Annotated in this window: 20 protein-coding genes; 8 read left to right on the top strand and 12 right to left on the bottom strand. The window is 39.8% G+C overall.

Annotated elements, in window-relative coordinates:
* Positions 1-140: 140 nt before the first annotated feature.
* From gldE to mutY, 3 genes are all read right to left on the bottom strand, one after another.
* Positions 141-1,490, bottom strand: coding sequence for a gliding motility-associated protein GldE (gene gldE / locus QOL76_RS04655; RefSeq protein ID WP_283411866.1), 1,350 nt, complete (start codon positions 1,488-1,490; stop codon positions 141-143).
* Positions 1,491-1,560: 70 nt separating this feature from the next.
* A complete protein-coding gene (locus QOL76_RS04650; RefSeq protein ID WP_283411865.1) occupies positions 1,561-2,028 on the bottom strand; it encodes a single-stranded DNA-binding protein in 468 nt (155 codons plus the stop codon).
* 47 nt (positions 2,029-2,075) lie between these two features.
* Positions 2,076-3,149 (bottom strand): A/G-specific adenine glycosylase, encoded by a 1,074-nt coding sequence (gene mutY, locus QOL76_RS04645; RefSeq protein WP_283411864.1) that lies wholly within the window; start codon positions 3,147-3,149, stop codon positions 2,076-2,078.
* A gap of 145 nt (positions 3,150-3,294) precedes the next feature.
* Here mutY and QOL76_RS04640 point away from each other — a divergent pair, with 145 nt between their 5' ends.
* From QOL76_RS04640 to QOL76_RS04630, 3 genes are all read left to right on the top strand, one after another.
* A complete protein-coding gene (locus tag QOL76_RS04640; protein WP_091696410.1) occupies positions 3,295-3,603 on the top strand; it encodes an HU family DNA-binding protein in 309 nt (102 codons plus the stop codon).
* A gap of 18 nt (positions 3,604-3,621) precedes the next feature.
* A complete protein-coding gene (locus QOL76_RS04635) occupies positions 3,622-4,449 on the top strand; it encodes a tetratricopeptide repeat protein (protein WP_283411863.1) in 828 nt (275 codons plus the stop codon).
* A 183-nt stretch (positions 4,450-4,632) separates the two neighbouring features.
* Positions 4,633-6,204 (top strand): Rne/Rng family ribonuclease, encoded by a 1,572-nt coding sequence (locus tag QOL76_RS04630; RefSeq protein WP_283411862.1) that lies wholly within the window; start codon positions 4,633-4,635, stop codon positions 6,202-6,204.
* A gap of 107 nt (positions 6,205-6,311) precedes the next feature.
* Here QOL76_RS04630 and QOL76_RS04625 read toward each other — a convergent pair whose 3' ends face one another.
* The 8 genes from QOL76_RS04625 to QOL76_RS04590 all read right to left on the bottom strand — a co-directional run bounded on the left by QOL76_RS04625 (position 6,312) and on the right by QOL76_RS04590 (position 18,304).
* A complete protein-coding gene (locus QOL76_RS04625) occupies positions 6,312-7,364 on the bottom strand; it encodes a DUF4221 family protein (RefSeq protein ID WP_283411861.1) in 1,053 nt (350 codons plus the stop codon).
* 128 nt (positions 7,365-7,492) lie between these two features.
* Positions 7,493-8,710, bottom strand: a complete 1,218-nt coding sequence (locus QOL76_RS04620; protein WP_283411860.1) for a hypothetical protein — start codon at positions 8,708-8,710, stop codon at positions 7,493-7,495.
* 37 nt (positions 8,711-8,747) lie between these two features.
* On the bottom strand, positions 8,748-9,500 hold the full coding sequence (locus tag QOL76_RS04615; protein WP_283411859.1) for a LytR/AlgR family response regulator transcription factor: 753 nt from the start codon (positions 9,498-9,500) through the stop codon (positions 8,748-8,750).
* Positions 9,497-10,570 (bottom strand): sensor histidine kinase, encoded by a 1,074-nt coding sequence (locus QOL76_RS04610; protein WP_283411858.1) that lies wholly within the window; start codon positions 10,568-10,570, stop codon positions 9,497-9,499. Before QOL76_RS04610 ends, QOL76_RS04615 begins: the two co-directional genes overlap by 4 nt.
* A gap of 76 nt (positions 10,571-10,646) precedes the next feature.
* Positions 10,647-11,291: a hypothetical protein gene (locus tag QOL76_RS04605; protein ID WP_283411857.1), complete on the bottom strand. Its 645-nt coding sequence runs from the start codon at positions 11,289-11,291 to the stop codon at positions 10,647-10,649.
* A gap of 11 nt (positions 11,292-11,302) precedes the next feature.
* A complete protein-coding gene (locus QOL76_RS04600) occupies positions 11,303-13,462 on the bottom strand; it encodes a TonB-dependent receptor (protein WP_283411856.1) in 2,160 nt (719 codons plus the stop codon).
* Positions 13,463-13,730: 268 nt separating this feature from the next.
* Positions 13,731-15,530 carry a M14 family metallopeptidase gene (locus tag QOL76_RS04595; protein ID WP_283411855.1) on the bottom strand — a complete coding sequence of 600 codons (1,800 nt, stop codon included), beginning with the start codon at positions 15,528-15,530 and terminating at the stop codon, positions 13,731-13,733.
* Positions 15,531-15,772: 242 nt separating this feature from the next.
* Positions 15,773-18,304: a M14 family metallopeptidase gene (locus QOL76_RS04590; protein ID WP_283411854.1), complete on the bottom strand. Its 2,532-nt coding sequence runs from the start codon at positions 18,302-18,304 to the stop codon at positions 15,773-15,775.
* Between the two features lie 423 nt (positions 18,305-18,727).
* Between QOL76_RS04590 and QOL76_RS04585 the strand changes: the two genes are divergently transcribed.
* The 5 genes from QOL76_RS04585 (at position 18,728) to QOL76_RS21295 (ending at position 22,045) form a co-directional block, all read left to right on the top strand.
* On the top strand, positions 18,728-20,122 hold the full coding sequence (locus QOL76_RS04585; RefSeq protein ID WP_283411853.1) for an MBL fold metallo-hydrolase: 1,395 nt from the start codon (positions 18,728-18,730) through the stop codon (positions 20,120-20,122).
* 357 nt (positions 20,123-20,479) lie between these two features.
* The gene (locus QOL76_RS04580) at positions 20,480-21,130 is read left to right on the top strand and encodes a peroxiredoxin (protein ID WP_283411852.1); all 651 of its coding nucleotides are present in this window, start codon (positions 20,480-20,482) and stop codon (positions 21,128-21,130) included.
* Between the two features lie 21 nt (positions 21,131-21,151).
* A complete protein-coding gene (locus QOL76_RS04575; protein WP_283411851.1) occupies positions 21,152-21,463 on the top strand; it encodes a rhodanese-like domain-containing protein in 312 nt (103 codons plus the stop codon).
* Positions 21,460-21,660 carry a YgaP family membrane protein gene (locus QOL76_RS04570; protein ID WP_283411850.1) on the top strand — a complete coding sequence of 67 codons (201 nt, stop codon included), beginning with the start codon at positions 21,460-21,462 and terminating at the stop codon, positions 21,658-21,660. Before QOL76_RS04575 ends, QOL76_RS04570 begins: the two co-directional genes overlap by 4 nt.
* A gap of 46 nt (positions 21,661-21,706) precedes the next feature.
* Positions 21,707-22,045, top strand: coding sequence for an AAA family ATPase (locus QOL76_RS21295; RefSeq protein WP_465251394.1), 339 nt, complete (start codon positions 21,707-21,709; stop codon positions 22,043-22,045).
* On the opposite strand, the gene QOL76_RS04560 is transcribed toward QOL76_RS21295, so the two are convergent.
* A complete protein-coding gene (locus QOL76_RS04560; RefSeq protein ID WP_283411849.1) occupies positions 21,943-22,473 on the bottom strand; it encodes a hypothetical protein in 531 nt (176 codons plus the stop codon). The two genes, QOL76_RS21295 and QOL76_RS04560, sit on opposite strands and share 103 nt — an antisense overlap.
* Between the last annotated feature and the right edge of the window lie 125 nt (positions 22,474-22,598).

The following is a 22,598-nucleotide window of genomic DNA, read 5'->3' as shown; positions in this document are numbered from 1 at the left end:
CCCAAAATTAATCTTAAAAAAAATAAAATTATTTTCCGTGTATTTTCTTTCGAATTCGTCGATTCGTTGTTTAATGATTCAGTTGAAGAATATTATTCTGAATTCATTGAATAATTACCAATATTGTAATTGGCTGCTTTTCAATCAGTATAAGGCCCTAATGAATCCTTGTCTAAAGAATTAATGTGAACCTTTACTTTTTTGATTTTCCGTGAATCTACTGCAAGGATGGTAAATTCAAAATCCTCAAACTTGATCTTTGTGCCATTCTTTGGCAATTTGGAATTCAACTCTAAAAGCAAGCCTCCAAGTGATTCGCTTTCACCTTTTACCTCTTCGAAAATCTGTCCGTCTAATTCCAGTTTTTTACAAAAATCATTGAGAGATACCTTTCCTTCAAAAATGAAGGTAGAAGGATCAATTTCCTGAAAGAAGATATCATCATGGTCATCAAATTCATCATTGATTTCCCCAATAATTTCTTCTATCAAATCTTCCAATGTGACCAAACCAGACGTTCCTCCATACTCATCCACAACAATAGCCATGTGGACTCGCTTCAATTGAAAATCCTTTAAAAGTGTATCTACTTTCTTATTTTCCGGTACGAAGAAACTCTTTCGGATTAATTCATTCCATGCAAAATCTTCGTCTTTTTCAATGTATGGAAGTAGGTCCTTTATGTAGAGTATGCCTTGAATATTGTCAATAGTTTCTTCGTAAACCGGGATTCTAGAATAGCCACTTTTATTGATTTTGTCCATCAGTTCATGGAAATCCATTTCCATATCTACTGCCGTGATGTCCATGCGGCTTTGCATCACCTGCTTTACTGTAAGCGTACCAAAGTTTACGATTCCTCGTAGTATCTCTCGTTCTTCATTTGGAGCGTCCTCAGTTGTCAATTCCAAGGCCTGATTCAGTTCATTTACCGAGAGGGAATAGCCCTTTTTTTCAATCCTCTTTTCGAGTAAATTACTAAAGGCCATCAAGAACTTAGAAAAAGGTCGAAGTATTGTAGAGAAAAAACTGATACTTGGAGCCATGATTAGGCTAAATTCGACCTTGGCTTTATTCGCATATACTTTCGGTACTATTTCCCCAAAAAACACGATTGCGAAAGTTACTCCAACCGTTTGGACAAGGATGATGATAATTCCTGTGGCATTTTGCCCAAAGATGGACCATGCCACAAATGTAGTTAATGTCACTATCCCAATGTTAATTAGATTATTGAGGATCAGAATAGTGCTGAGCAGGTTTTTAGGCGACTCTACTAAGTTTATCACTTTTTTACCGCGAGGCGTATTATCCTCGTCGATATTGCCTAGATCTTCATTGGTTAGGGAAAAAAATGCTACCTCTGAACCAGAAACCAGGGCAGAGCCTATTAATAGTAGTATAAAAAGCAATCCATTTAGAATCAAATAACTTACCGAAGGTGAGCTAATCTGAGCGAGTAAATGGTAACTCGGGTAGGGATCGTCCATGTATTAAACCGCAATGGTTAATGCAAAATTAAAAAATTCCCCTGAAAATAGCTTCCAGAGGAATAGATTATTAAAATGGTAGATCATCATCTTCCGTATCTGAGACCATTTCTTGTGCTTTTGGTGCAGAAGTAGGAGCTGCAGATGCCGGTCTTTGTTGATTTGATTGCTGTGGAGCATTAGTGTTTCCTCCCATGGCACCATCTGGCTTGGCTCCGAGCATAGTGAAGCTTAACACTCTGATTTTAGTACGGTAGCGATTTTGACCTTGCTCATCTTGCCATTTGTCAGTTTTGAGTTTGCCTTCCACATAGATCTGACTGCCTTTTTTGAGGTATTGCTCAGCGATTTTTGCCTGAGCTCCCCACATTTCCAGGTCGTGCCATTCCGTTTGCTCTACACGTTCGCCATTTCGATTTTTGTAAGCTTCGGTAGTTGCAATGCTAAGATTTGCTACTGCATTGTCACCTTCCAAATATTTAACTTCTGGATCTGACCCAAGATTACCCACTAAGATTACTTTATTTACTCCTGCCATAGTTTAGTTTATTTTAAAGTTTGAAAAAATCTAATACTTGAAGGTACTCAAATCCCTTGATCGTTCAAAAAGTTTACGATCAACTTCGGTTTAGCCAGGTATTCAATTTTGTCCTCTGCTACCAGCATAAAACCCTCCTTTTCGCACCAGTTTTCAAGCTGATCCAAATTTTCTTCCTTTATTTCTATTTCTGAGAAAACAGCATTCAATCGCTGGTGTGACAGAATGTGTCTGTATTTTTTTGGGAAAGGCTGAAATTCCTTCTCGCTAGCTGAAGGAATATCGATAGATTGGACATTTTGATCCTCTTTAGTTTCTTCCTGAGGAAAGTCAAATAGCCCTTCCCAGATATCACCGGAGGTTCTTTTTTTCCAAACCCATTTACCACCGCACTTGATCACATAGTAATGGAAGTGACGCTCTTTAATTTTCACTTTATTTATTTTCACAGGTAGATCCGACACCATATTATATAGGAGGGCAAAACAAGACGATTTGAGAGGGCATATTTCGCATCCTGGATTTTTGGGCGTACACATCCTTGCTCCAAAATCCATCATTGCCTGATTAAACTCTCCGGGTTGATCTATTGGGATAATTTGGTTGGCTAAAGCTTCGAATTCTTTCTTCGCCCTGGAACTCGCGATGTCTGTTTCTATACCGAAATATCGTGCTAGCACCCGGAATACATTTCCATCTACCACTGCCTTTACCTCACCATAAGCAAAACTGGCAATTGCAGACGCGGTATAGCTGCCAACTCCTTTTAGTTTAAGTAGCTCATCATACGTGTTGGGGAAAATACCGTTCATGTCAAACCAGATACTCTTTGCACAAGCATGAAGGTTGCGGGCTCGACTATAATACCCCAGCCCCTGCCACAATCTCAGTACCTCTTCCTCTGGAGCCAAAGCGAGATCTTTTACCGTAGGATAAGCCTCGACAAAAGCATAATAATAAGGTAACCCTTGAGCGACGCGAGTTTGCTGAAGAATGATTTCTGAGAGCCAAATTTTGTATGGATTATGGGTTTCTCTCCATGGTAATTCACGTGGGTTTTCTTTATACCAAGTTAGTATTTGATACGAAAAAGTCTGATATTCAGTGGTTTTGTGATCCATGGTCAATAATATTCTATCATACAAATCAAGCTAATTTTTATGAATAAGTTTTTTAATTACAATGGTTGTCTTACATTTGCAGTCCCAAAAACACTTGGTTAATAGGTTGTTAAGCTTATTTCGTAATTTCTAAATTAATATTACAGTGACTAAAGCAGAAGTAATCACTAAGATTTCGGACAAAACAGGAATCCAGAAGGATGATGTTACACAAGCCATTGAGGCGTTCTTCAAAGTAGTGAAGGATTCAATGTCTGAAGGAGACAACATCTACGTGAGAGGATTTGGTAGCTTCATCAACAAGAAGAGAGCTAAAAAAATCGCCAGAAACATCTCCAAAAACACAGCTATCGTGATCGACGAGCATTACATCCCGGCTTTCAAGCCATCTAAGGTGTTTGTAGAGAAGATCAAAAACAGTAAAAAAATCAAGGAACTAGCTCCTCAGGACTAAGTCTGAAGAGTTTTTGACATGAAAAGATCTCAACTCATACTTATTGCACTAGGGATCGTCGCAGTCGGAGGATTGTATGTTCTTCCTACTGTGGTCGTAGACAATGAAAGTAAAGCAGATTCAGTTTCCCAGGAAACTGGAGCCGCAGCCACTTCATCCGAGGATCCAGTAGCAATGCATGAGGCTGAGTTAAGTCCTGATCAGAGGCTTCAGATAAATACACTGAAACTTCAGATCGCTGAAAACACTTCGAAAGAGGAAATGAAATCTTCCTCGGAAGAAATCGCAGCAATCTATCAGGAACTTGGGAAGTACGATAGTGCTGGGTATTATCTTAGTTTAGCTGCTGATCAGCAGTCGGACCTGGTATTAGCAGAGAAAGCAGGAAACGCTTATTATGAAGCATTCAGTTTCGCGCTAGATCCAGAGAAAGTATCCTATACTGCCGAGCAGACCCGAAAGTATTTAAATCAGGTGCTGGATAACGATCCCACCCGTTTGGATTTGAAAACCAAGGTAGCGATGACTTATGTGTCCTCGTCCAATCCTATGCAAGGGATCACAATGCTAAGAGAAATCTTGGAGCAGGATCCACAAAATGAGGATGGACTGTTCAACATGGGCGTACTATCTATGCAATCAGGTCAGTATAAGCGTGCCACCGAGAGATTTGAGGAATTAATCCAATATCACCCGGACAACCTTCAGGGGCAATTTTATCTGGCAGTGAGCTATTTCGAAGCCAAACAAAACAACAAAGCGAAAGCCCAGTTTGAGAAAGTGAAAGCGATGACTACCGATGAAATGATTCTTGGAAGTATCGAAAGCTATCTCGACAAGCTATAAATTATTTGTATCACTACTAAATCCAAAGACTATGCCTTGCGGAAAGAAAAGAAAAAGACATAAGATCGCTACGCACAAGCGTAAGAAGAGACTAAGAAAAAACAGACATAAGAAGAAGTAATACACTTCTTCTTATTGTCATTTGAGTAAACGTTCATTTACATAGTATAATAAGACGAGATTTTGAGTACGGAATTGTTAATCGATTCTGCTCAAAACGGAAGTCGAATTGCCCTCCTTCAAGACAAGAGCCTGGTTGAGTTGCATTCCGAAGGAATGGACAATCAGTTCAAAGTTGGAGATATTTATCTCGGTACGGTCCGCAAAATCGTCAATGGGCTCAATGCAGCCTTCATTGACGTAGGTTATGAGAAAGACGCCTTTCTTCATTACCAGGACCTCGGGGCAAATTTCAACAGCCTGACGAAGTTCACCAAAATGGTGCGCAACAACAACTACGGCAATTACAATTTGAAGGGTTTTGAAAACGAACCTGAAATCGATAAGATTGGAAAAATATCTGGTCCTCTATCGAAAAACCAGCAAATACTGGTTCAGGTCGTCAAAGAACCCATCTCTACGAAGGGGCCTCGACTATCCTGTGAGCTCTCTCTACCAGGTCGCTACCTCGTGTTGGTTCCCTTCTCAGATTCGGTCAACGTATCCAAGAAGATCAGAAGCAACGAGGAAAGAAGACGTCTCCTGAGACTCATCAATTCCATCAAACCAGCCAATTTCGGAGTAATAATCCGTACAGTGGCGGAAGGTCAGTCCGTTAGTGACTTAGATAAAGACCTTCGTAATCTTCTCACTAACTGGGAAGAAGGCATGGCAAAATTGTTGAAAGCCAAGAGTCGCGACAAAATAATTGGAGAGATGAGCATGGCTTCCTCACTTGTGAGAGACCTGCTCAACGAATCATTCGACGCAATCACCGTAGAAGAAGAATCTACTTACGATCAGATCAGATCCTACATCAGGAATATAGCTCCTGAAAAAGAAAAAATTGTAAAGCTTTACAATGGTAAAGCCAAGCTATTTGAAAATTTTGGAATAGAAAAGCAGATCAAAAGCTTGTTTGGACAAACGGTCAGCCTTCCGCAAGGAGGGTATGTGATCATCGAGCACACAGAAGCCCTGCACGTCATCGACGTGAACAGTGGTAATAAGTCCAACCAAGAAAGTGACCAGGAATCAACGGCCTTAAAAACCAATCTGGTCGCAGCTAAAGAAATTGGCAGACAGCTCCGACTCCGGGATATGGGAGGAATTATCGTGGTCGATTTTATCGACATGAAGAGGGCCGAAAATAAAAAAGCCATCTACGAAGCGATGAAGGACGAGCTTAAGTTTGATAGGTCTAAGCATACTGTTTTGCCGCTGAGCAAATTTGGGCTCATGCAGATCACCAGACAGCGAGTAAGGCCTGAGGTCAATATTGTGACCAAAGAGACTTGCCCGGCTTGCAACGGCACCGGCAAAATTCAAGCGTCTATTTTGATAGCTGATAAGCTAGAAAGAGACGTAGATCATATTGCTACTATCCAAAATGTGAGTAAAATACAAATTGGGTTGCATCCCTACCTGCACGCATACTTCACTACAGGCATTATTAGCCGAAGAGTAAAGTGGTTTTTCAAGTATAATAAATGGATAAAACTGATCAAAGATTCTTCCCTACCCGTGACGGAATACAGATTCTTGGATGAATCTGGAGAGGAAATCGAACTACAAGTAAAAAGCGAGACTGAATAGTCTCGCTTTTTTTTATGAATTTTTTTATCCTGGAAGGCTCAAAGATTACCTGAAATTGCAAGGTTTTGTTTGAGCTGTGATCTTACTTCGATATTTGATTGTTTTGCCTACTTGGTTCTCGACTTTACTTCATTGATTTTTGAGAAGTCAATTATCGCATATGCCACGATATCGTCTGTCGTTTTGGTATAAAGATTTAAGGCATAACCTTGGGGCGTGTTAAACCCAAACTTGGCCAATTCTACAGTATTGAATTTTATTTCTGCTTCTGGGTTCAACTCTTGATCAAAAACTAAAAGGCGATACTCTTGCCTCTTTGGGTAATCTTCATTAGGTCCTTTTATTCTAACCCACCGTAAGATTTTTTCAGCATAGGCATCCAAATCCAGTCCTTCATATTTACTGCTTTCATAATTTGGTTGAAATACAATGTATTCTCCACTCGGAATAGTGATCCCTTTTTTGAATTCTAGGGGAGCCGTCGTTCCTGCCCATTTCCAACTTTGCTTTCCATTTTTTAGGATAGCTAAAGAGTCTGAGATAGAAAAACTTATTAGATGCTCATTGGATTTAGGGTTATAAACATGGCTAAATAACCCCAACTGGTCATCGTCGGTGTACTCTGTTATAGATTGAGGGTAAAGAAATTGGTAATTTGAAAAGCTATTTGTTTCCGTATTGAAAACCATTCCCCACTTATCATAGTCCACAAAATCCTCTTTAAAAACAAAGGGGATGTCGACAAAAAATAGCTCATTTCCTGATTTTTGGAGGTTATTGTGTACGATGCTTGAGTAGTTTGCATACCCTCTTTTGCTATCTACTTCAGGTAAATCCCATCTCCCAAGTACATTTCCATTTAAATCAGCTTGAATCAATTCTTTCTGCTGTGATAGAAAGTAAATACTACTATGATCTATGAAATTGCCGGTGATAAAGGAACCTATACCATCTGGTCCTTCTTTTTCGAAAGATTGTCTTTTTAACAGTTTTCCTTTTGGATAGCTATAAATTAGTAATTCATGATTTAGATAGGTTGCCATTATTTTTCCTGAATCAGTATCGGAAAATGAAAAATAGGAGCCGAGATTTTTGGTCAATGTATCCTTCTCCAAATACAGGGTATCTACAATCAAATCCTTCAGATCAAGGATCGGCATTTCTTTTTGAGACTTTGTGGAGCAAGAAATGCCAATAATACAGAAGGCGAAAAAAGTGAGTAATGTAAATCTTTTCATTAATGGGAGAAGGAAGTGTTTTGTAACTTAACTATTCCGGTATGAAAAACTTACCGTTTAATAAATTGAAACTGATCCCATTGGTTTACAATAATCAGAGTAGGCTCATTATCCACAAATCCATATTCTAATAGTAGTTTTTGCACCCTCAGCGAATGGGTACCATTTTCAAGATTAGAGATATCTATTCCTGTTTGATATATTTTTTGCTTAGTGGTTCCGATTCTATGTTTCGACCAAGAATCTATTTTAACTAATTGCTCATCTATATAAACCCTATGAAGGTCTGCAGTTTCTTTAAGGGTTTTCCATCCCAGAGAATCTAACTCATTAGCAAAATCCGTATTCAATTGCTCAATTATTTTTCCATCTCCCTCATATCTGGCAATGCCTAATCTTAGATAGTCGTCACTGATTTCTTCGGATGGAATAAAGGTTCTTGGATACCTAGTATTGAAATCATGTTCTGTTTCATAATGCAGATACTTGGCCGACCACTCCAATTCCTTTTCAATTAATCCTCGATCATTATTATAAGTAGTGAAGTCCTGAGTATCAGATATAATAATAGGAGTAGAGAAAGCAAAAATCAAAAAAGCGTAAACTACAGCTAGCCATTTACCGATATTACTTTGATATATGGCTGAAATAGAGCTTAACATACTTTGAGAATACCATGTTTTAAACTTAGTTTTCTTTTTGGCAAACATCAATGCCATGAAACCAATCATACTCACCATGAAAATCACATAAATGATAAAAAAATTGAGATCGAACCAGACGTAAACACCAATCAATAATCCTAGATAAACTGTAAAAGTCAGGAACACCAACACTAGTGAAACCGGATAGGCGAATGTCATACTGCAGACTTTTTCTAACCGGAGCACCATATCTGCTGGCTTTTGGTATTCATAGTCCTGAGCCATTTTGAACAGGTTCTTATTGATGACACCTTCGGGAAATGCATAACTAAGTCCTAAGAGTCCTGCCCACACAAATCGAAGGCAAAGATGTACCACAAAAAATATCTTAAAAACTGAAACGACCGTGGTCAGATAAAAAAGAATCAACAAACTCGGAAAATACCCCACACCAATTTCCTGAATAAGGTAAACAGAGAACTCATAAATTTTCGCCGGGAAGACAAACAAAAATGCAAGGGTAATACCCGATATAATCACCTCCGGTTCCCAGCTATTTCGCTGGAGATTTTCGAGCCAAGTGAGCTCTTCCTGCTTTCGTTCGTAATCTGTGCTTTTATTCATCTTTCAAAAAATACATTAGAAATTCGATTTATCTAAATTATTGATCGAGCCAGCTTTTGAAATCCGATACTTTTTCCCGGCTAATTAAAATATCCTGATCCCGGCAATTTTTCAAAGTCACTTTCAAACGACTATTGGAATAGGAGAAAATTTCATCAATCCCTTCTAGGCTGCTCAGGTATTTTCGGTTTAACCGAAAGAATTTTACTGGGTCTACCTGGGATTCCGTTAGTTCTAAAGTGCTTTCCAACACGTATTTTTTTCCATCCAGTGTATGCAAAAAAGTAATTCGTTCTTCGCTGTTAAAATACAAAATATCATCCACTGGTATACTTTGAATCTTCTCTCCAAAGCGTACCAAAAACCGGGATTTGTAGGTTGATTTTGTTGGATTAAGTAGGGTTTTCAAGACATCCAATTCTATGGATGATCGGATTTGGTTACTTTTAAACTTATCCACAGCTCTAGCCAAATCATTCGGATCAATTGGCTTCAAAAGGTAGTCGATAGCGTTTACCTGAAAAGCTTTGATGGCATATTGATCAAATGCTGTAGTGAAAATAATTGGTGTGGATAAACTTATTTTTTCAAAAATAGAAAAGCTAATTCCATCTGCTAGTTGAATATCGCTGAATATTAAATCTGGCTGATTATTTTGTTGAAACCATAGAACAGAATTAGAGACGCTGTCTAAATTATCAATTATTTCAGCATCTGGAAAATGCTTCTTTATTTGCGTTTTAAGCAGATTAGCAGCAGGTTTTTCGTCTTCAATAATAACGATTCTCATGTGGATAACTCTAAAATTGGCAGTTTGACCAAGAACTCATCTTCCGTCTGAATTACTTCCATATTTCTTTCAGAAAGTAGTTGATATCTCATTTTGATATTATTCAATCCTATTCCTGTCGATGGTTCAGTTTGGCTAGATTTGGGCTGAAGAGTATTACTAATCCATAAATCATCATCCTTTCTGTAGATGTGGATAAATAGTGGTTCACTTTGGCTCACAATATTATGTTTGATCGCATTTTCCAATAGAAGTTGGAGCGAAAGTGGTGGTATAAACCCGTTTTGATTCTCAATTTTTATCGAAAACTGTAAGCTTTCTTCAAATCTAATTTTCTGAAGTTCGAGATAATTTTTAGCAAAACTCTCTTCCTTTTCCAGCTCGATTAATTCCTCTTTTTGTGCTTCCAACACGTAGCGATATATACGGGATAGCTTCTGAATGAAAGCTGCAGATTTGTCTGCATTTTCATAAACTAAACTGGAAAGCACATTAAGGGAATTGAATAAAAAGTGGGGGTTCAATTGATCCTTCAAAGACTGATATTGACTTGCCAATTTTTCGTTTCGAAGAATCTCGGCCTCGAGGGCTGACTTTCTCCATTCCAACAGCCATGATCGAGTAGTAAACAAAGCCATAAACCCCAACGCTATTCCCATTGGCATCAGAGAATAATTGAAGATCATCTTCCAGGGGATATTGTCAAGTGTAAAATTACCTTTGACCCAGGAATATATTCCTACAATGATGAATGAGACCGAAAAGGCATAACTGAGATAAGTTACACTTGTTAGTATGAAACGTTTTGCAGGATGATGAATCCACGATATTCTTTTGTCATAAAAATTCTCGACAACATTACCGCCATAGCTCATTGCAATGGTAATACTTAAGGAGAAAAGGAAATCTGGTGCAAGGCTTTTAATTCCTTCCCAGCTTAAAAAACAACTTGGGCAGAAATACAACATCAGGACAGTTGCAATACCTAAGTTGATGACAAGAAAGCTTGGTAATGTACTCCAAATACCTCCTTTTGTTTTGCAGATTCCTTTATGGTCGATTTCTGACATATTGGGAAATTAATTAAAAAGCCTCAATTCCTTTCTGTGGTTGACGCAGAAAGAAATTAAGGCATGTTTTCTTTGCTTAATTACATTTAGATGCGACCTGATCAGCTTGGGTTTTTCCCCAAGTAGGTAGGATATATTCTTCTGTGATTTTTGCTTGTTCTTTTTTGTAAAGCTCTAGGCTCATTCTTGCCATTCCGCATGCTTTTTCCGGTCCTGTTCCAAAGAACTGAGACATCCCTAGTTCCATTTGAGACATCAGGGAAACTGCTCTTGGATTCTCACGATCTAGGTTTATTGCTTTTCCAAAAAGCTGCATTGCTTCTGGGCTCATCGTCTGACCACGACCTGCAGGATCCAAAGATATTTTTCCCATCAAAATATATCCATTAAGGGCGGTGATTTCGGAGTTTCCTGGAGCTATTTTTTCTGCTTTTTTGATTAATTCCAAAGCTTCGTCCAGACTTTTATCTTTATCAATATCGAATCGAAAAGCTGCTTCTGTTTTCAATAAAGCCGCATAATAGAATGGAAGCCATTCTGACTCGGCAGCCTCAGCAATTCTCATAAACCCATTAGTGACTTCCTGGGATTGTTCAAAGGTTTCAATTGTTGCTTTCGCAGCTAGTTGCTTTTGCATAGCTGCTATGAAAGCCGGATCAGCTGCTTGTGCTAAAGAAATTAATATAAAGGAAAGAGCGATGGTTAGGATTGACTTTTTCATGATTTTATGGATTAAAGGTTGTTTAGATTATTTGCTGTTTTGTCTTTGGAAAGTGTGAGGAAAACTCCTAAAAATAGGAATCTAGGAGCGACTTGACCTTGAGGAATGGATTCAAATACACCTTGGGAATTCGTTTTTGGACTGTAGGTATAGCCGAAGACATTGTCTCTGCCCAAAACGTTGGAGCATGCAAGATGAATGATAAGGTTCGGTTTTGGTAAGTAGCTCCAGGATAAGCTTAGGTTTTGGAAGCTTTTGGTTTTGGCGTTCATATCTGAATTATCCAAGTTTGGGTTGGTGTAGCTGTAACCATCATTGAAGGCAAATGAAGCTCCGATCTGAGATTTGAAGGGAACGATAAAATGCTTTATTACGACAGAGACATTATGCTTCGGAGCGAAACTTGGTTGAACTTGGGTTTCATATTGGTTGAAGCTTCTTTTGCTATCTACAAAGCTGTAGGTGATCCAGTAGTCCGTATTTCGGAAGGTCTCACGATCTCTGAAAAAGAAATCAATTCCTTGGGCGTAGCCAGATCCATTAGTTGCGAGTTCTTTTGGATCGTCTGGCAACCCTTCAAATGTCACCAGCTGATCGTATGACTTGTAAAATGTTTCTGCTCTGAAGGTGAAGCCTTCTTTGGAAAACAGGTAGTTTAAAATCAAATGATTTGATTCAGCATTTTCTAGATTGGTATTCAACACACGGAAGTTTTCCAAAGGCAATTGATGAAAGCTTCCTGTCGCAAAGGACAGCTGACCTTTATCGCCGAGCTGATAAGCTATAGAGAATCTTGGATCCACCCATTTCTCATTAGATACCGAACTTGCGCCACCTCTCAAGCCTCCTCGAAATACTAGATCCTTATTCAAATAGAAATCCCATTCAGTAAATAGATAGGTCTCATGATCTTTAAAGTCTCTCTTCCAACCTTCAGCAACCAACTTTTCTGAATAGGGGTGGATGAAATGCTCAACACCAAATTTTGCAGAAAGGCGATCGGAAAAGTCCTTGATTGCAGTTCCTTTGATATGAGCCAGTTCACTCTTGCGCTCGATGATTAAGCTATCATAGGCGATCTTGTCAAAATTATTGGAGTATGATATTCCTGTAAAAACCATCCAGTCATTTTTCAATGTTGTTCTCCAATTGGCCTGAGCATAGCTGTAATTATTTTTTAGATCTACCAAAACCAGCTTTTCAGTTCCTGGAAGTGGCTGCCAGAGGCTCATTCCTCCTGACTCAGTTCTTGCCATTATTTTAAGGAGTCCATTTTCTCCGGTTTTCTTTTGCGCAGCGACTTCCAAATCCCAGCCATTTGGAGCTTTTTCAAAATCAACTTCTTGCTTAATCAAACCTTGGTATGGTCCAAGATTGAAGTAGTTTGCACTTGCAGTGATGCTTTGCTTTTCATTGGCAAGTGTATGTGAATATCCTCCGCCGATAGTCATCAAGCTTAGGTCTCCTTGGCTTCTTTTTGAGAGGTCTTTTGTATTTAAAGCTAGGGCTGAGGAAAGTGCTTGACCATATTCAGCTGAATAGCCTCCGGTGCTAAAAAATGTTCCTTTAAATAGGTTAGGATTGAAGCGGGTGCGGGTCGGCACATTCCCGGCGGTGGTTCCATAGGCATTTCCTACACGCATTCCATCGATGTAGATTCCTACCTCGCTTGCATCGCCACCCCGAACAAACAATCTCCCATCATTTCCCACCGTACTTGTGCCCGGAAGTGTCTGAAAAGCTCCCATGATATCGCCCATGGCACTTGGTGTAGTCACGATGTCGAGCGGCTTAAGGATTACAGATTTGCTTGCATCAGAAGCTTCCATTGCTCCGGCAGAGATTGTCACGGAGTTCATTTCGGTGATCGCCTCAATTAATTCGATTGGCTGAACTTCATTGGAACCTTGTGCAATAGTAATCGCAAGCTCTTGTGTTTTGAAGCCAAGAAATTTGAAAACCAAAACTTGAGCATCCCTTGCAGAAGTTTCGAACTGATAACTTCCATCTTGGCTACTAGTAGCTCCATCATAGCTTCCTTTGAGCTGGATGTTTGCTCCTGGCAGTGGTAATCCTTTTTCGTCCAGCACTTTTCCTCGGATAGTTGCTTGCGCAAAAGCTTGAGTTTGCAAAAGAAGAAAGGCGATAAAAAGTAAAAGTCGTGGATTCATTTCGATTTAGATTTGAATCAAAAGTGCACGACTTGTCCTGTTGAAAAAATTAAAGCTGACTGAAGTGTAGCAATTGGCGACTGAAGTGTAAAAATGTAAGACTGAGTAAAATCCTCAGAAATGCAAAATAGTAGGAAAACAACTTGTGGTCACCTTGAAATTCAATTTGGGACACATGATCTGTTGAAAACCTGGCATTACCAGGCTTTCAACAGATTGTAGTCATTTATACAAAATGATACCTATAAGTAATTATAGGGTGGTTTTACTACCATTCTCTTCCTACAGGAATTACTTTCCAGTTTTGGTCGAAATAAGGAGTTTGCTTATAGAACCAGGAATAAATGGTTCTAGGGGATTTTGCAAAGTCTGGATTTGAAGCTTTTTCTTCCTCAAATAGCATTTTCAAATCTGCATCTTCGGATAGCATCTTAGCGATCAAAGGCTCCATGATGTAGGTTTCCATGTATTCTGTCTGCGAAAATATCGAATTGAAATATCCCCACTGAAAAAAGCTATCCACAGATTCTGGCTCGAGCAAAATCACTGCAAGCTCACCAAGAGCTTGATCAGTAGGTACCCTTACAGATCCAGGATTTAAAGTCAGCTTTCGGTATGTTTTATCCAATTCAAATCTTTGCACACGCATTAATCCTTCATATGGCTGATTTCCCATGGAAAAACTGGTGACTGTGGATAACTCGACATTCACTTCTCTTGCTTCATTAATGGTTTCAAATTGAATTCCATGTTGTTTTAGCTTTGTGGTTACATCTGTCCATTCTACTGGAACCCAGTAAGCTTTTGGAACAGAAACCGACAGCTCCGGTACATCCATGAAAATGCTTGGGACTGACTGGGTCACAGGTTTTCCTTCCCACTTCACATATTCTGCTCCAGTTATTTCGGATTTTACTTTTGAAGAAGCTATTCCAAGAAATTCCATCGAATCAGCCGGGGTATCCCGGAATTTGAATTTGACCGGAATAGACTCTTTCGGTTGATTGGAATCAGATTCGACTGCTTTTTGTAGTGCAGCATAATGATTCCCCAGAGATTTGATCGCTTGCTCTAAAAACACATAAGTGCCTAAAACACGCTGCTCGAATGGTTTCAGTGAGTGATTTTCAATCAGGATAGAAGCCATATGTCGGATATCACCATAGGTATGAGAGAATCGTGGACTGAAGGAAAAAGCGACATTTCCCGCAGAGAAATCATTGCCATTTGCTGCGAATAGCAAGGGGCCGGGAATGTGTCCTTGGTCCTTTAAGGCTTGATCTACTTCTGGCTGAAATTTGGTAGAAAGCCAAGATGAAATTTCCGGGGAATATCCGCCAGTGGCTACATAGCCGTAAGTAATGTCATATTGATAGTCTGCCCCGTCAGTGACATGGATGTCAATGTATAAATCAGGATCGTAGCTGTTGATAACTTCTGTCACAGCTTGTATTCCTGCAGTCTCCAACTTGGTATAATCTCTATTCAGATTGAGATTTACGGCATTTGTTCTCCAGCCCATTTCTTTAGGACCTCGCTGATTTACTCTCCCATATTCACTTCTTCTTTCATGACCGTCAACATTTAGAATTGGAATGAAAAGTAGGTTGGCGTTATCTAATAAGCCTATTTTGTTCCCTTGGCTAATATCTCTAAGCAACATCATACCCGCATCTTTTCCATCTATTTCGCCTGCATGAATTCCTGCTTGAAAGAAAATCAGAGGTTTGGATGATGTGGATAATTTATCTGAACCGAATTCCTTATTCTTTGAACCAATCACAAGTTTAATCGGTCTTCCTTGTTCGCTTGTACCTGCAGTGACTAGTTCGAGATATTCAGAGTTTGCGACTAATTTCTCTATCCATGCCATTGTTTCGGCATAAGTAGGCGATTCTAATCCATCGGAAAGCTCAAAAGGTGTCACCCATTTCTCAGACTTATCCACAAGTAATTCTTTGCTTTTACCATTCCAGGGAATAGTTGGAGGCATGATGTCTTGCGCAATAATGAAGGTTGGTGTAGCGAAAAGTAGAAGAGCCAGAACTAGATGCTGAAGTAATTTCATGTTTGGTGGTTGTTTGCTTAAATATCGGAAGTACTTCGATAGTAGCGAATCATTTTTAGTTAAAAAGCCAATTGTTCATTTAAACGCACAGAAGCCCAGTCTGAAATGGACTAGCCCCCAAAAGAAGACCGGGCTTAGGGATTTTCAGTCGCTTACTGAGTGATAATTCATAGGAAACACAAACGGCAGCACTTGGATATTTTTTGCTCAAATGCCCACTTGACTAATCTATTCGCTCTGTCTTACTGTCCTACCATAAAGATCGCGTTACTCAAAATCAGTTTACCAGACTCCCAGAAACCTCTGAAAATTGGATCATCCACGAAGTAAACAATTTCTCCACGGCCAGCTCTCTCTACTCCTATTGCCAGTGACTCACCCATGCTGGATTTGATTTTAAATCCAATATAACCGGTTCTGTACGCATCGTTATTTGCAATTATTCCGGCATTTGCTCCATTGCTTAGGTAGGTGAATTTGTTAGAATTGTTTTTAAGGGCATAGTATTTCCCACCAGTTCCATAGCCGAGTGGATGAGTTTCATCCATCGTTATTTGGTAAATTGCCCCGGCTGTTCCTCTTGAAATTGCCACACGTTCACCCTCTTGGTAGGGAGTTAACCGCTCTGCTTTTGCTAAGGAATCCAGTTTCTTTTTGGCAGCTTTTTTCTCATCATCACTATCGAAAGTCTTCAGGTCAAACCCCTCTTTGTCCGCGAATAAATTCAAAGCACCATCGATGGCAATTAGTTTTCCTCCGCCTCGAACCCATTGCATTACGTTTTCTTCAGCTGATTTGCTCAATCCTCCACCACGCATGGAAGGCATGATGAGCACTGTGTATTTATTTAGGTCGTAGCGACCCATATTATCTAGTTCCAGATTTACCAGTGGATAATTCAGGTCTTTTTCGAAGAAATGCCATAGTGCACCGTAGTTCAGCGAATTTGTTCCTTCTCCGCCTACTAGCGCAACTTTTGGGGCTTGGATTACACGGATATTAGGCGAGCCAAAGTCTTTTCCTTTGTCCACATAGCCGCTCATGGTGGTAGCAAGCGTCACCCCAAATTTATTGGCGATCTCGACTACCGTTTGGTCGAAATTCGGCACATACTCATTGCCTCCTTTGGTAATCATCAGAGATCCAGCGGAGAAGCTTTTTCCTTCTACTTCAAAAGGAAACTCATTGTATTTAACACGAATATCTGCCTTGAGTAAGGCTGATAGAAATGCCACATCATTGGTCCCTTGCCAAGAGGCAATGTATGCGACCGGAGTTTTGCCGGCCACATTTGCAGAAAAGGCAGGTTTCTCGTATTCTCCTGCTGCGTTCACACGGGTTTCTAAGGCATACGCCTCCAATCCGTAAGCATACGGCATGGACCAGCTTGTGATGTCATAAGTGATACTGTCATTTAAAACTGGATTTGGCTCAAATAATAGTTGCGTCAAAACTGCTTTTGGCTGGTAAGCATTGATGATAATGTCTTCCTCGCTTGTAGAGAAAGATTCACTTTTCCCAGAAGTATAGGAAAAGCCTTTCAAACCAGATTTAGCTCCTGCCTTTCCATAGGTGATTTTATTTTTATCCAGAAGTTCAAGCAGCTTGGCTACCTGGGCAGGATTGCTTTCTCCCTTGATTACAAAGCTTTTGTATTGGCCTTTTGGAGATGTAGAGTTTTCATCGAAGAATTTCTCAAACTCGGAAAGTAATTTTTCAGCGTTTTTGCTGGTTACTTCTGCAGCCGACATCGCTGCGGTATAGTGGCCTTGAATTCTGTAGCTCAATGTCACCGTGTCTCCTACAGCATCAAATCCGCCAACTCCAGCTTGACCGCCACCACCTTGCTCGATAGTCATGCCGATAGCTCCGTTAAACATAGGATAGGAATCGCCATAGGATGGGTAAAGTAGATCGAAACGCTCCTTGGTGAAGTAAAATCTCCCTGCCTCATCGAAGTATTTGGCAGTGTTTCTACCAAAAGTATCCTGAAACTCGTGCTGCCACTCAGTCAACTGCTCATGAAGTGGTTCGGCAGCTGGTGCCATGTAAAAGGGATTGTTGATGCCTTGCTCGTGAAAGTCCAAGTGCAGCTGAGGCATCCACTCGTTGTAAAGCTTCATTCTAGCCTGAGATTCCATTTGTACTTGCCATGCCCAATCTCGATTCAAATCAAATAAATAGTGGTTTGCTCTTCCGCCTGGCCAAGGCTCATTATGCTCCACGGACTGTAGATCAGGCTGGAGGGTAGTGTTCATTTTCTGGTTGTACCAATTGGAGTAGCGATCGCGACCATCGGGGTTGATACATGGATCTATGATTACCACCTGATTTTTCAACCATTCTTGTGACTTGGCATTTTCAGGATTTGCCAAAGTGTAAAACGATGAAATCGCAGCTTCCATTCCTACAGACTCGTTTCCATGCACGTTGAAAGACATCCAGTTGATCGGAACAGAGGTAGAAGGATTTCCATCCATCATACCCGTTCTCTTAAGATTATCAGTACGGATTTGTTCCAGATTGGCCATGTTTTCCGAACTCGAAAGAATAGCCACAATCAGCGGACGCTTTTCGTTTGTTTCGCCGTATTGGATGAGTTTCACATTTGGATTATTAGCTGCTACATGCTCAAAATAGTCAACCATGCGGTGATGAGGAGTGAAGCGATCACCGGGTTTGTAGCCCAAAAACTGCTCAGGGGTCTGAATTTGAGCCCATGAACTAATGGTGTTCGAAAAAATGAATAATGATAAGAGTAAGAGTTTTTTCATAAGGAGTAGGTTTTTAATCCACCTGAAATTTAAGATGATTTGTGAATTGCCTTACCACCGATTAAAAAAAGACTTGGTAAGCAAGGTTAAATAAGTAAAAGCTAATTTTCTTATATGATTATCCCCAATGATGCCAGTCACCTTAGATTCTTTGCTTATCTGGTCGGAAGACCGATGATCGAAGGGGCCTCAATTCTTAGGTTTAAGATATCCTTTTTTGCTTTTGACTCCACACTGACACAGAAGCGGATATACATATATATCATGTTATCTTCTATTGAAGAACACTTTTCTAAAGCTTACTTTAACTAGAGTGAGTTCATTATCTAGTAAGGCTAATGTGACAAAAGTCTCAGAACGTAGCCCATACTCATCCGTACTTAAAGTATCTAATTGAATTAACAACAGCAAACTACTATACTTATGTTTTTCCAACATGTTTACGACAAATCCCTAGCACAGGCAAGTTACTTTATAGGCTGTCAGGTAAAAGGCGAAGCTATTGTGATCGATGCACAGCGGGACATGGATGTCTACTTGAAGATCGCAGAACAAAACAATATGAAGATTACTCATATTGCCGAGACTCATATTCACGCTGATTTCCTTAGTGGATCTAGAGAATTAGCTGCCGTGACTGGTGCCACAATGTACTTGTCAGACGAAGGGCCTAAAGATTGGAAGTATGAATTTGACCATAAAGGACTTCTACACGGAGATAAAATTCACGTCGGAAACTTAAGCTTGGAAATTTTGCATACTCCAGGACATACTCCTGAGAGCATCTCATTTTTGCTCACAGATCATCCTGCTACGGACAAACCAGTCATGATTTTCACAGGGGATTTTGTGTTTGTAGGAGATGTCGGTAGACCAGATTTGTTGGAAAAAGCTGCCGGTGTCGTAGGTACACAGGAAAAAGGAGCTGTGCAAATGTATGAATCGATTCAACGCTTTGCGGAGCTGCCTGAATATGTGCAAGTATGGCCAGGACATGGCGCTGGGTCGGCCTGTGGCAAATCCTTGGGGTCTGTACCAAGTTCTACTGTAGGGTACGAAAAAATCCGAAATTGGGCATTTCAATATGCTTCTGATGAGAAAGGATTCGTGGATTATTTGCTAGACGGTCAACCTGAGCCCCCTAAATACTTTGCTAAGATGAAGCACTTGAATAAGGTAGAGAGGCCTCTTTTGGTGGAAGTTCCTCAGCATGCCAAGCTAAGCAAGGCTCAATTTCTCAAAGCATATAATGATGGGCTGAAAGTAATAGACACTAGAAATAAAGTCGATTTCGCTAAAGGTTTCTTACCAAACAGCATCAATATTCAAGGTAATAATTCATTTTCAACTTGGGCTGGCTGGCTGCTGAATTATCAAGAGCAATTTATCTTAGTCGCAGAGGAAAGCCAGATGGAAGATTTGACTAGAAAGTTGATGCGCGTTGGACTGGATAATATCTATGGATTTATAGAGGATGTGTCTGCCTACGACTTGGAATTGCAGACGGCTGATGTGATCGATATGGAAGAATTTAAGGCCTTGGCAAAAAAGGATGATGTACAGGTAGTGGACGTTAGAAATACCACCGAGTTCAAAGCTGGCCATGTCCAAGGTGCGGACCATGTCTTTGTAGGTACTATTGAGAGCAATTTGGATAAAATCAGCAAAGACAAACAAGTGGTAATTCACTGTCAAAGTGGAGATCGTGCTGCTATAGCCTATTCTCTTTTGAGAAAAAATGGCTTTGATGAGGTGAAAAATTATTCTGGAGGAATGAAAGAGTGGTTAGAGAAAGGTAATGAAGTAGTAAAAAATTAATCTATTTATTCCACCAGCCAATCCTCACCAAAGTGGAAGATTATTACCATGAAGATCGTTAATCTAACTTTCGATTTTCATGGTAAATGCTGTCTAATCACCAGTGAATTTTTAAAGATTTTTAGCGCTTTCAGATTGGCAAGTCCAAGAAGGCCTGAATAAATCTTGGTTATAAAATTATAGCGTTTCTACTTTTACCGGCACCTTCATTCTTGAATTGTGCCTCAAGATTAAAGGCCTAAAAATAGGTTCATACTAACTTGAAAATTAAAGCTTTCTATGTGACAAAAGTCGCTGTAGTAGACGCAAGAAAGGTGGAAATTGCCCTTATAATAAGTCTAACTAACCACGTTAATCATGGATACTCAAGTAATAAATTCAATACCAAGAATTGGTGACATGGCACCGGATTTTGATGCGGTAACTACTACAGGGAATCTCAAGTTCTCAGAATATAATAAGGGGAGCTGGGTGATTTTATTTTCCCATCCTGCTGATTTCACGCCTGTTTGTACTACCGAAATGAGTGGCTTCGCAATGGAAAGTGATTTCTTTGAGCAGCACAACACTAAATTGATGGGTTTAAGTATAGATAGTATTCATTCGCATATTGCTTGGGTCAATGCGGTCGATGAAAAAACTGGGGTACTGTTCAACTTTCCGATCATCGCGGATCTAGATATGAAAGTATCAAAGCTCTATGGCATGCTACAGCCTGGCGAAAGTGAAACTGCAGCAGTTCGGGCGGTATTTATAATTGACCCTACTGGTAAAATTAGATTGATAATGTACTATCCATTGAATGTAGGGCGAAATATGGATGAAATTAAAAGAACCCTGCTAGCGCTTCAAACTTCTGACGAGTACAAAGTTGCGATGCCACTAAACTGGCAACCAGGTGATAAAGTGATCGTTGGAGCACCAAAGACTTTGGAAGGTTTGGCAGAAAGAAAAGCGGATAAATCCCTAGAACAGGTGGATTGGTATCTCGCAAAAAAATCTTTATAAAACACATAAAATCAATAATATATGGGATTTCTATCAGCAATATTCGGAGCTACCGATAACACCAAATTGATTGAAGCAATACAGCAAGGCGCATTCCTGGTAGATGTGCGCTCTGCCGGGGAGTTTGCTTCTGGATCTGTCAAAGGAGCAGTAAATATCCCTTTGGATAGGATTGGCTCTCAGCTATCCAAATTCAAGGGTAAGAAAAACATTGTAGTATTTTGCAGATCTGGTAATCGAAGCGGACAAGCGAAAAGCATTTTGGAGCAAAACGGCTTTGAAAATGTTATTAATGGTGGAACGTATCAAAAAGTAAATCAATGCATTAAATGAAAAAGAACATGGGTTCCGCGGACAAAATCATTCGCTTGCTACTTGCGGTCAGCATAGCGGTGTTGTATTTCACAGGTATCATTTCTGGTTCCTGGGCACTAGTTCTGGGGCTGTTGGCAGTTATTTTCACTGTCACTGCATTTATCAATTTTTGCCCTTTATACCTTCCTTTTGGGATTAGTACCCGTAGGAAATGAATTCGATTGAGTAGTTGAAAAAGTTGCTATCATCCTATAATAACAAGTGCCTGGTAAGGTTTACCAGGTATTTCTTTTTGGTGAAAGGCTAATACTTCCACTACTTCGGGAATGTCTCTCGATTTTCCCTGTAGTTGGGCTCTTGGGGCCTAAGCAGGTAGGGAAAACTACGCTTGTCAAAAACCTGACATTGGATAAAGAAAGTATTTACATCGATCTGGAAAAAGCCTCTACCCCAAATCTGCATATTGGGTTTATTGTAAACTTTACGCAACCTGCGTTCTATCTCATTTCTGCTTTGAAAGAATTGATCACTGAAGTGAAAAATGGCTTCGCTTTTTCGAATTGTTCCGCTGTAGAAGTTGCCGTTATTTTGAAGGTTTGATTGAGCTTTTGGTACATGTAGAAAACTCCCGTTTTATCTCCATTTGTGCCATAAGAGAATTTCACCCACTTAGCCGGAGTTTCATCGATCGTAGTTGTTCCATTTTCCTCCACTTTTAAATTCGGAAACTCCTCAGGTAAAATGTACTGAATTTCAAAAAGAAAATCTTCGTTGAAGGATTGCTTTGCACCTACCGATTCAAAATTTTCTGTCCCCTGAGCGCTTTCTAGATAGGTTATAGATAGGATTGCATTATCTATTTCTTTAGCAATTATCTTATAATCATAGCCGTCGTCACTTACCTGCCAGTCTTTTGGCAAAACATAGCTGAATTTGATGTCTGGATCAGTAACCACTACTCGTTCTTGAGCAAAAGTAACTAGTGGAATCACTGATAGGAAAAATAGAAATAGGATGCGATAGATCATGATGGATTTAAAGTTAGGATACGAAAAACACCTGAACTAATATATCCATTAAGATGAGGTTTATAAAATACCGAGTCTTTGATTTAATAAGAATTAAGAAGTTAAAAGGGAACGGTCATCCTTCT

Origin of the sequence: Algoriphagus winogradskyi (assembly GCF_900182815.1) — a bacterium.
GTDB classification, from domain to species: Bacteria; Bacteroidota; Bacteroidia; order Cytophagales; family Cyclobacteriaceae; genus Algoriphagus; species Algoriphagus winogradskyi.
The sequence above is the reverse complement of the archived record's forward strand: the minus strand, read 5'-3'. Positions and strand labels throughout refer to the sequence as shown.

What these genes read in the sequence shown, in the direction of transcription:
- gldE (WP_283411866.1), bottom strand. Translation starts at nt 1,490, where the DNA reads ATGGACGATCCCTACCCGAGTTACCATTTACTCGCTCAGATTAGCTCA.
- QOL76_RS04650 (WP_283411865.1), bottom strand. Translation starts at nt 2,028, where the DNA reads ATGGCAGGAGTAAATAAAGTAATCTTAGTGGGTAATCTTGGGTCAGAT.
- mutY (WP_283411864.1), bottom strand. Translation starts at nt 3,149, where the DNA reads ATGGATCACAAAACCACTGAATATCAGACTTTTTCGTATCAAATACTA.
- QOL76_RS04635 (WP_283411863.1), top strand. Translation starts at nt 3,622, where the DNA reads ATGAAAAGATCTCAACTCATACTTATTGCACTAGGGATCGTCGCAGTC.
- QOL76_RS04625 (WP_283411861.1), bottom strand. Translation starts at nt 7,364, where the DNA reads ATGCCGATCCTTGATCTGAAGGATTTGATTGTAGATACCCTGTATTTG.
- QOL76_RS04620 (WP_283411860.1), bottom strand. Translation starts at nt 8,710, where the DNA reads ATGAATAAAAGCACAGATTACGAACGAAAGCAGGAAGAGCTCACTTGG.
- QOL76_RS04615 (WP_283411859.1), bottom strand. Translation starts at nt 9,500, where the DNA reads ATGAGAATCGTTATTATTGAAGACGAAAAACCTGCTGCTAATCTGCTT.
- QOL76_RS04610 (WP_283411858.1), bottom strand. Translation starts at nt 10,570, where the DNA reads ATGTCAGAAATCGACCATAAAGGAATCTGCAAAACAAAAGGAGGTATT.
- QOL76_RS04605 (WP_283411857.1), bottom strand. Translation starts at nt 11,291, where the DNA reads ATGAAAAAGTCAATCCTAACCATCGCTCTTTCCTTTATATTAATTTCT.
- QOL76_RS04600 (WP_283411856.1), bottom strand. Translation starts at nt 13,462, where the DNA reads ATGAATCCACGACTTTTACTTTTTATCGCCTTTCTTCTTTTGCAAACT.
- QOL76_RS04595 (WP_283411855.1), bottom strand. Translation starts at nt 15,530, where the DNA reads ATGAAATTACTTCAGCATCTAGTTCTGGCTCTTCTACTTTTCGCTACA.
- QOL76_RS04590 (WP_283411854.1), bottom strand. Translation starts at nt 18,304, where the DNA reads ATGAAAAAACTCTTACTCTTATCATTATTCATTTTTTCGAACACCATT.
- QOL76_RS04585 (WP_283411853.1), top strand. Translation starts at nt 18,728, where the DNA reads ATGTTTTTCCAACATGTTTACGACAAATCCCTAGCACAGGCAAGTTAC.
- QOL76_RS04580 (WP_283411852.1), top strand. Translation starts at nt 20,480, where the DNA reads ATGGATACTCAAGTAATAAATTCAATACCAAGAATTGGTGACATGGCA.
- QOL76_RS04575 (WP_283411851.1), top strand. Translation starts at nt 21,152, where the DNA reads ATGGGATTTCTATCAGCAATATTCGGAGCTACCGATAACACCAAATTG.
- QOL76_RS04570 (WP_283411850.1), top strand. Translation starts at nt 21,460, where the DNA reads ATGAAAAAGAACATGGGTTCCGCGGACAAAATCATTCGCTTGCTACTT.
- QOL76_RS04560 (WP_283411849.1), bottom strand. Translation starts at nt 22,473, where the DNA reads ATGATCTATCGCATCCTATTTCTATTTTTCCTATCAGTGATTCCACTA.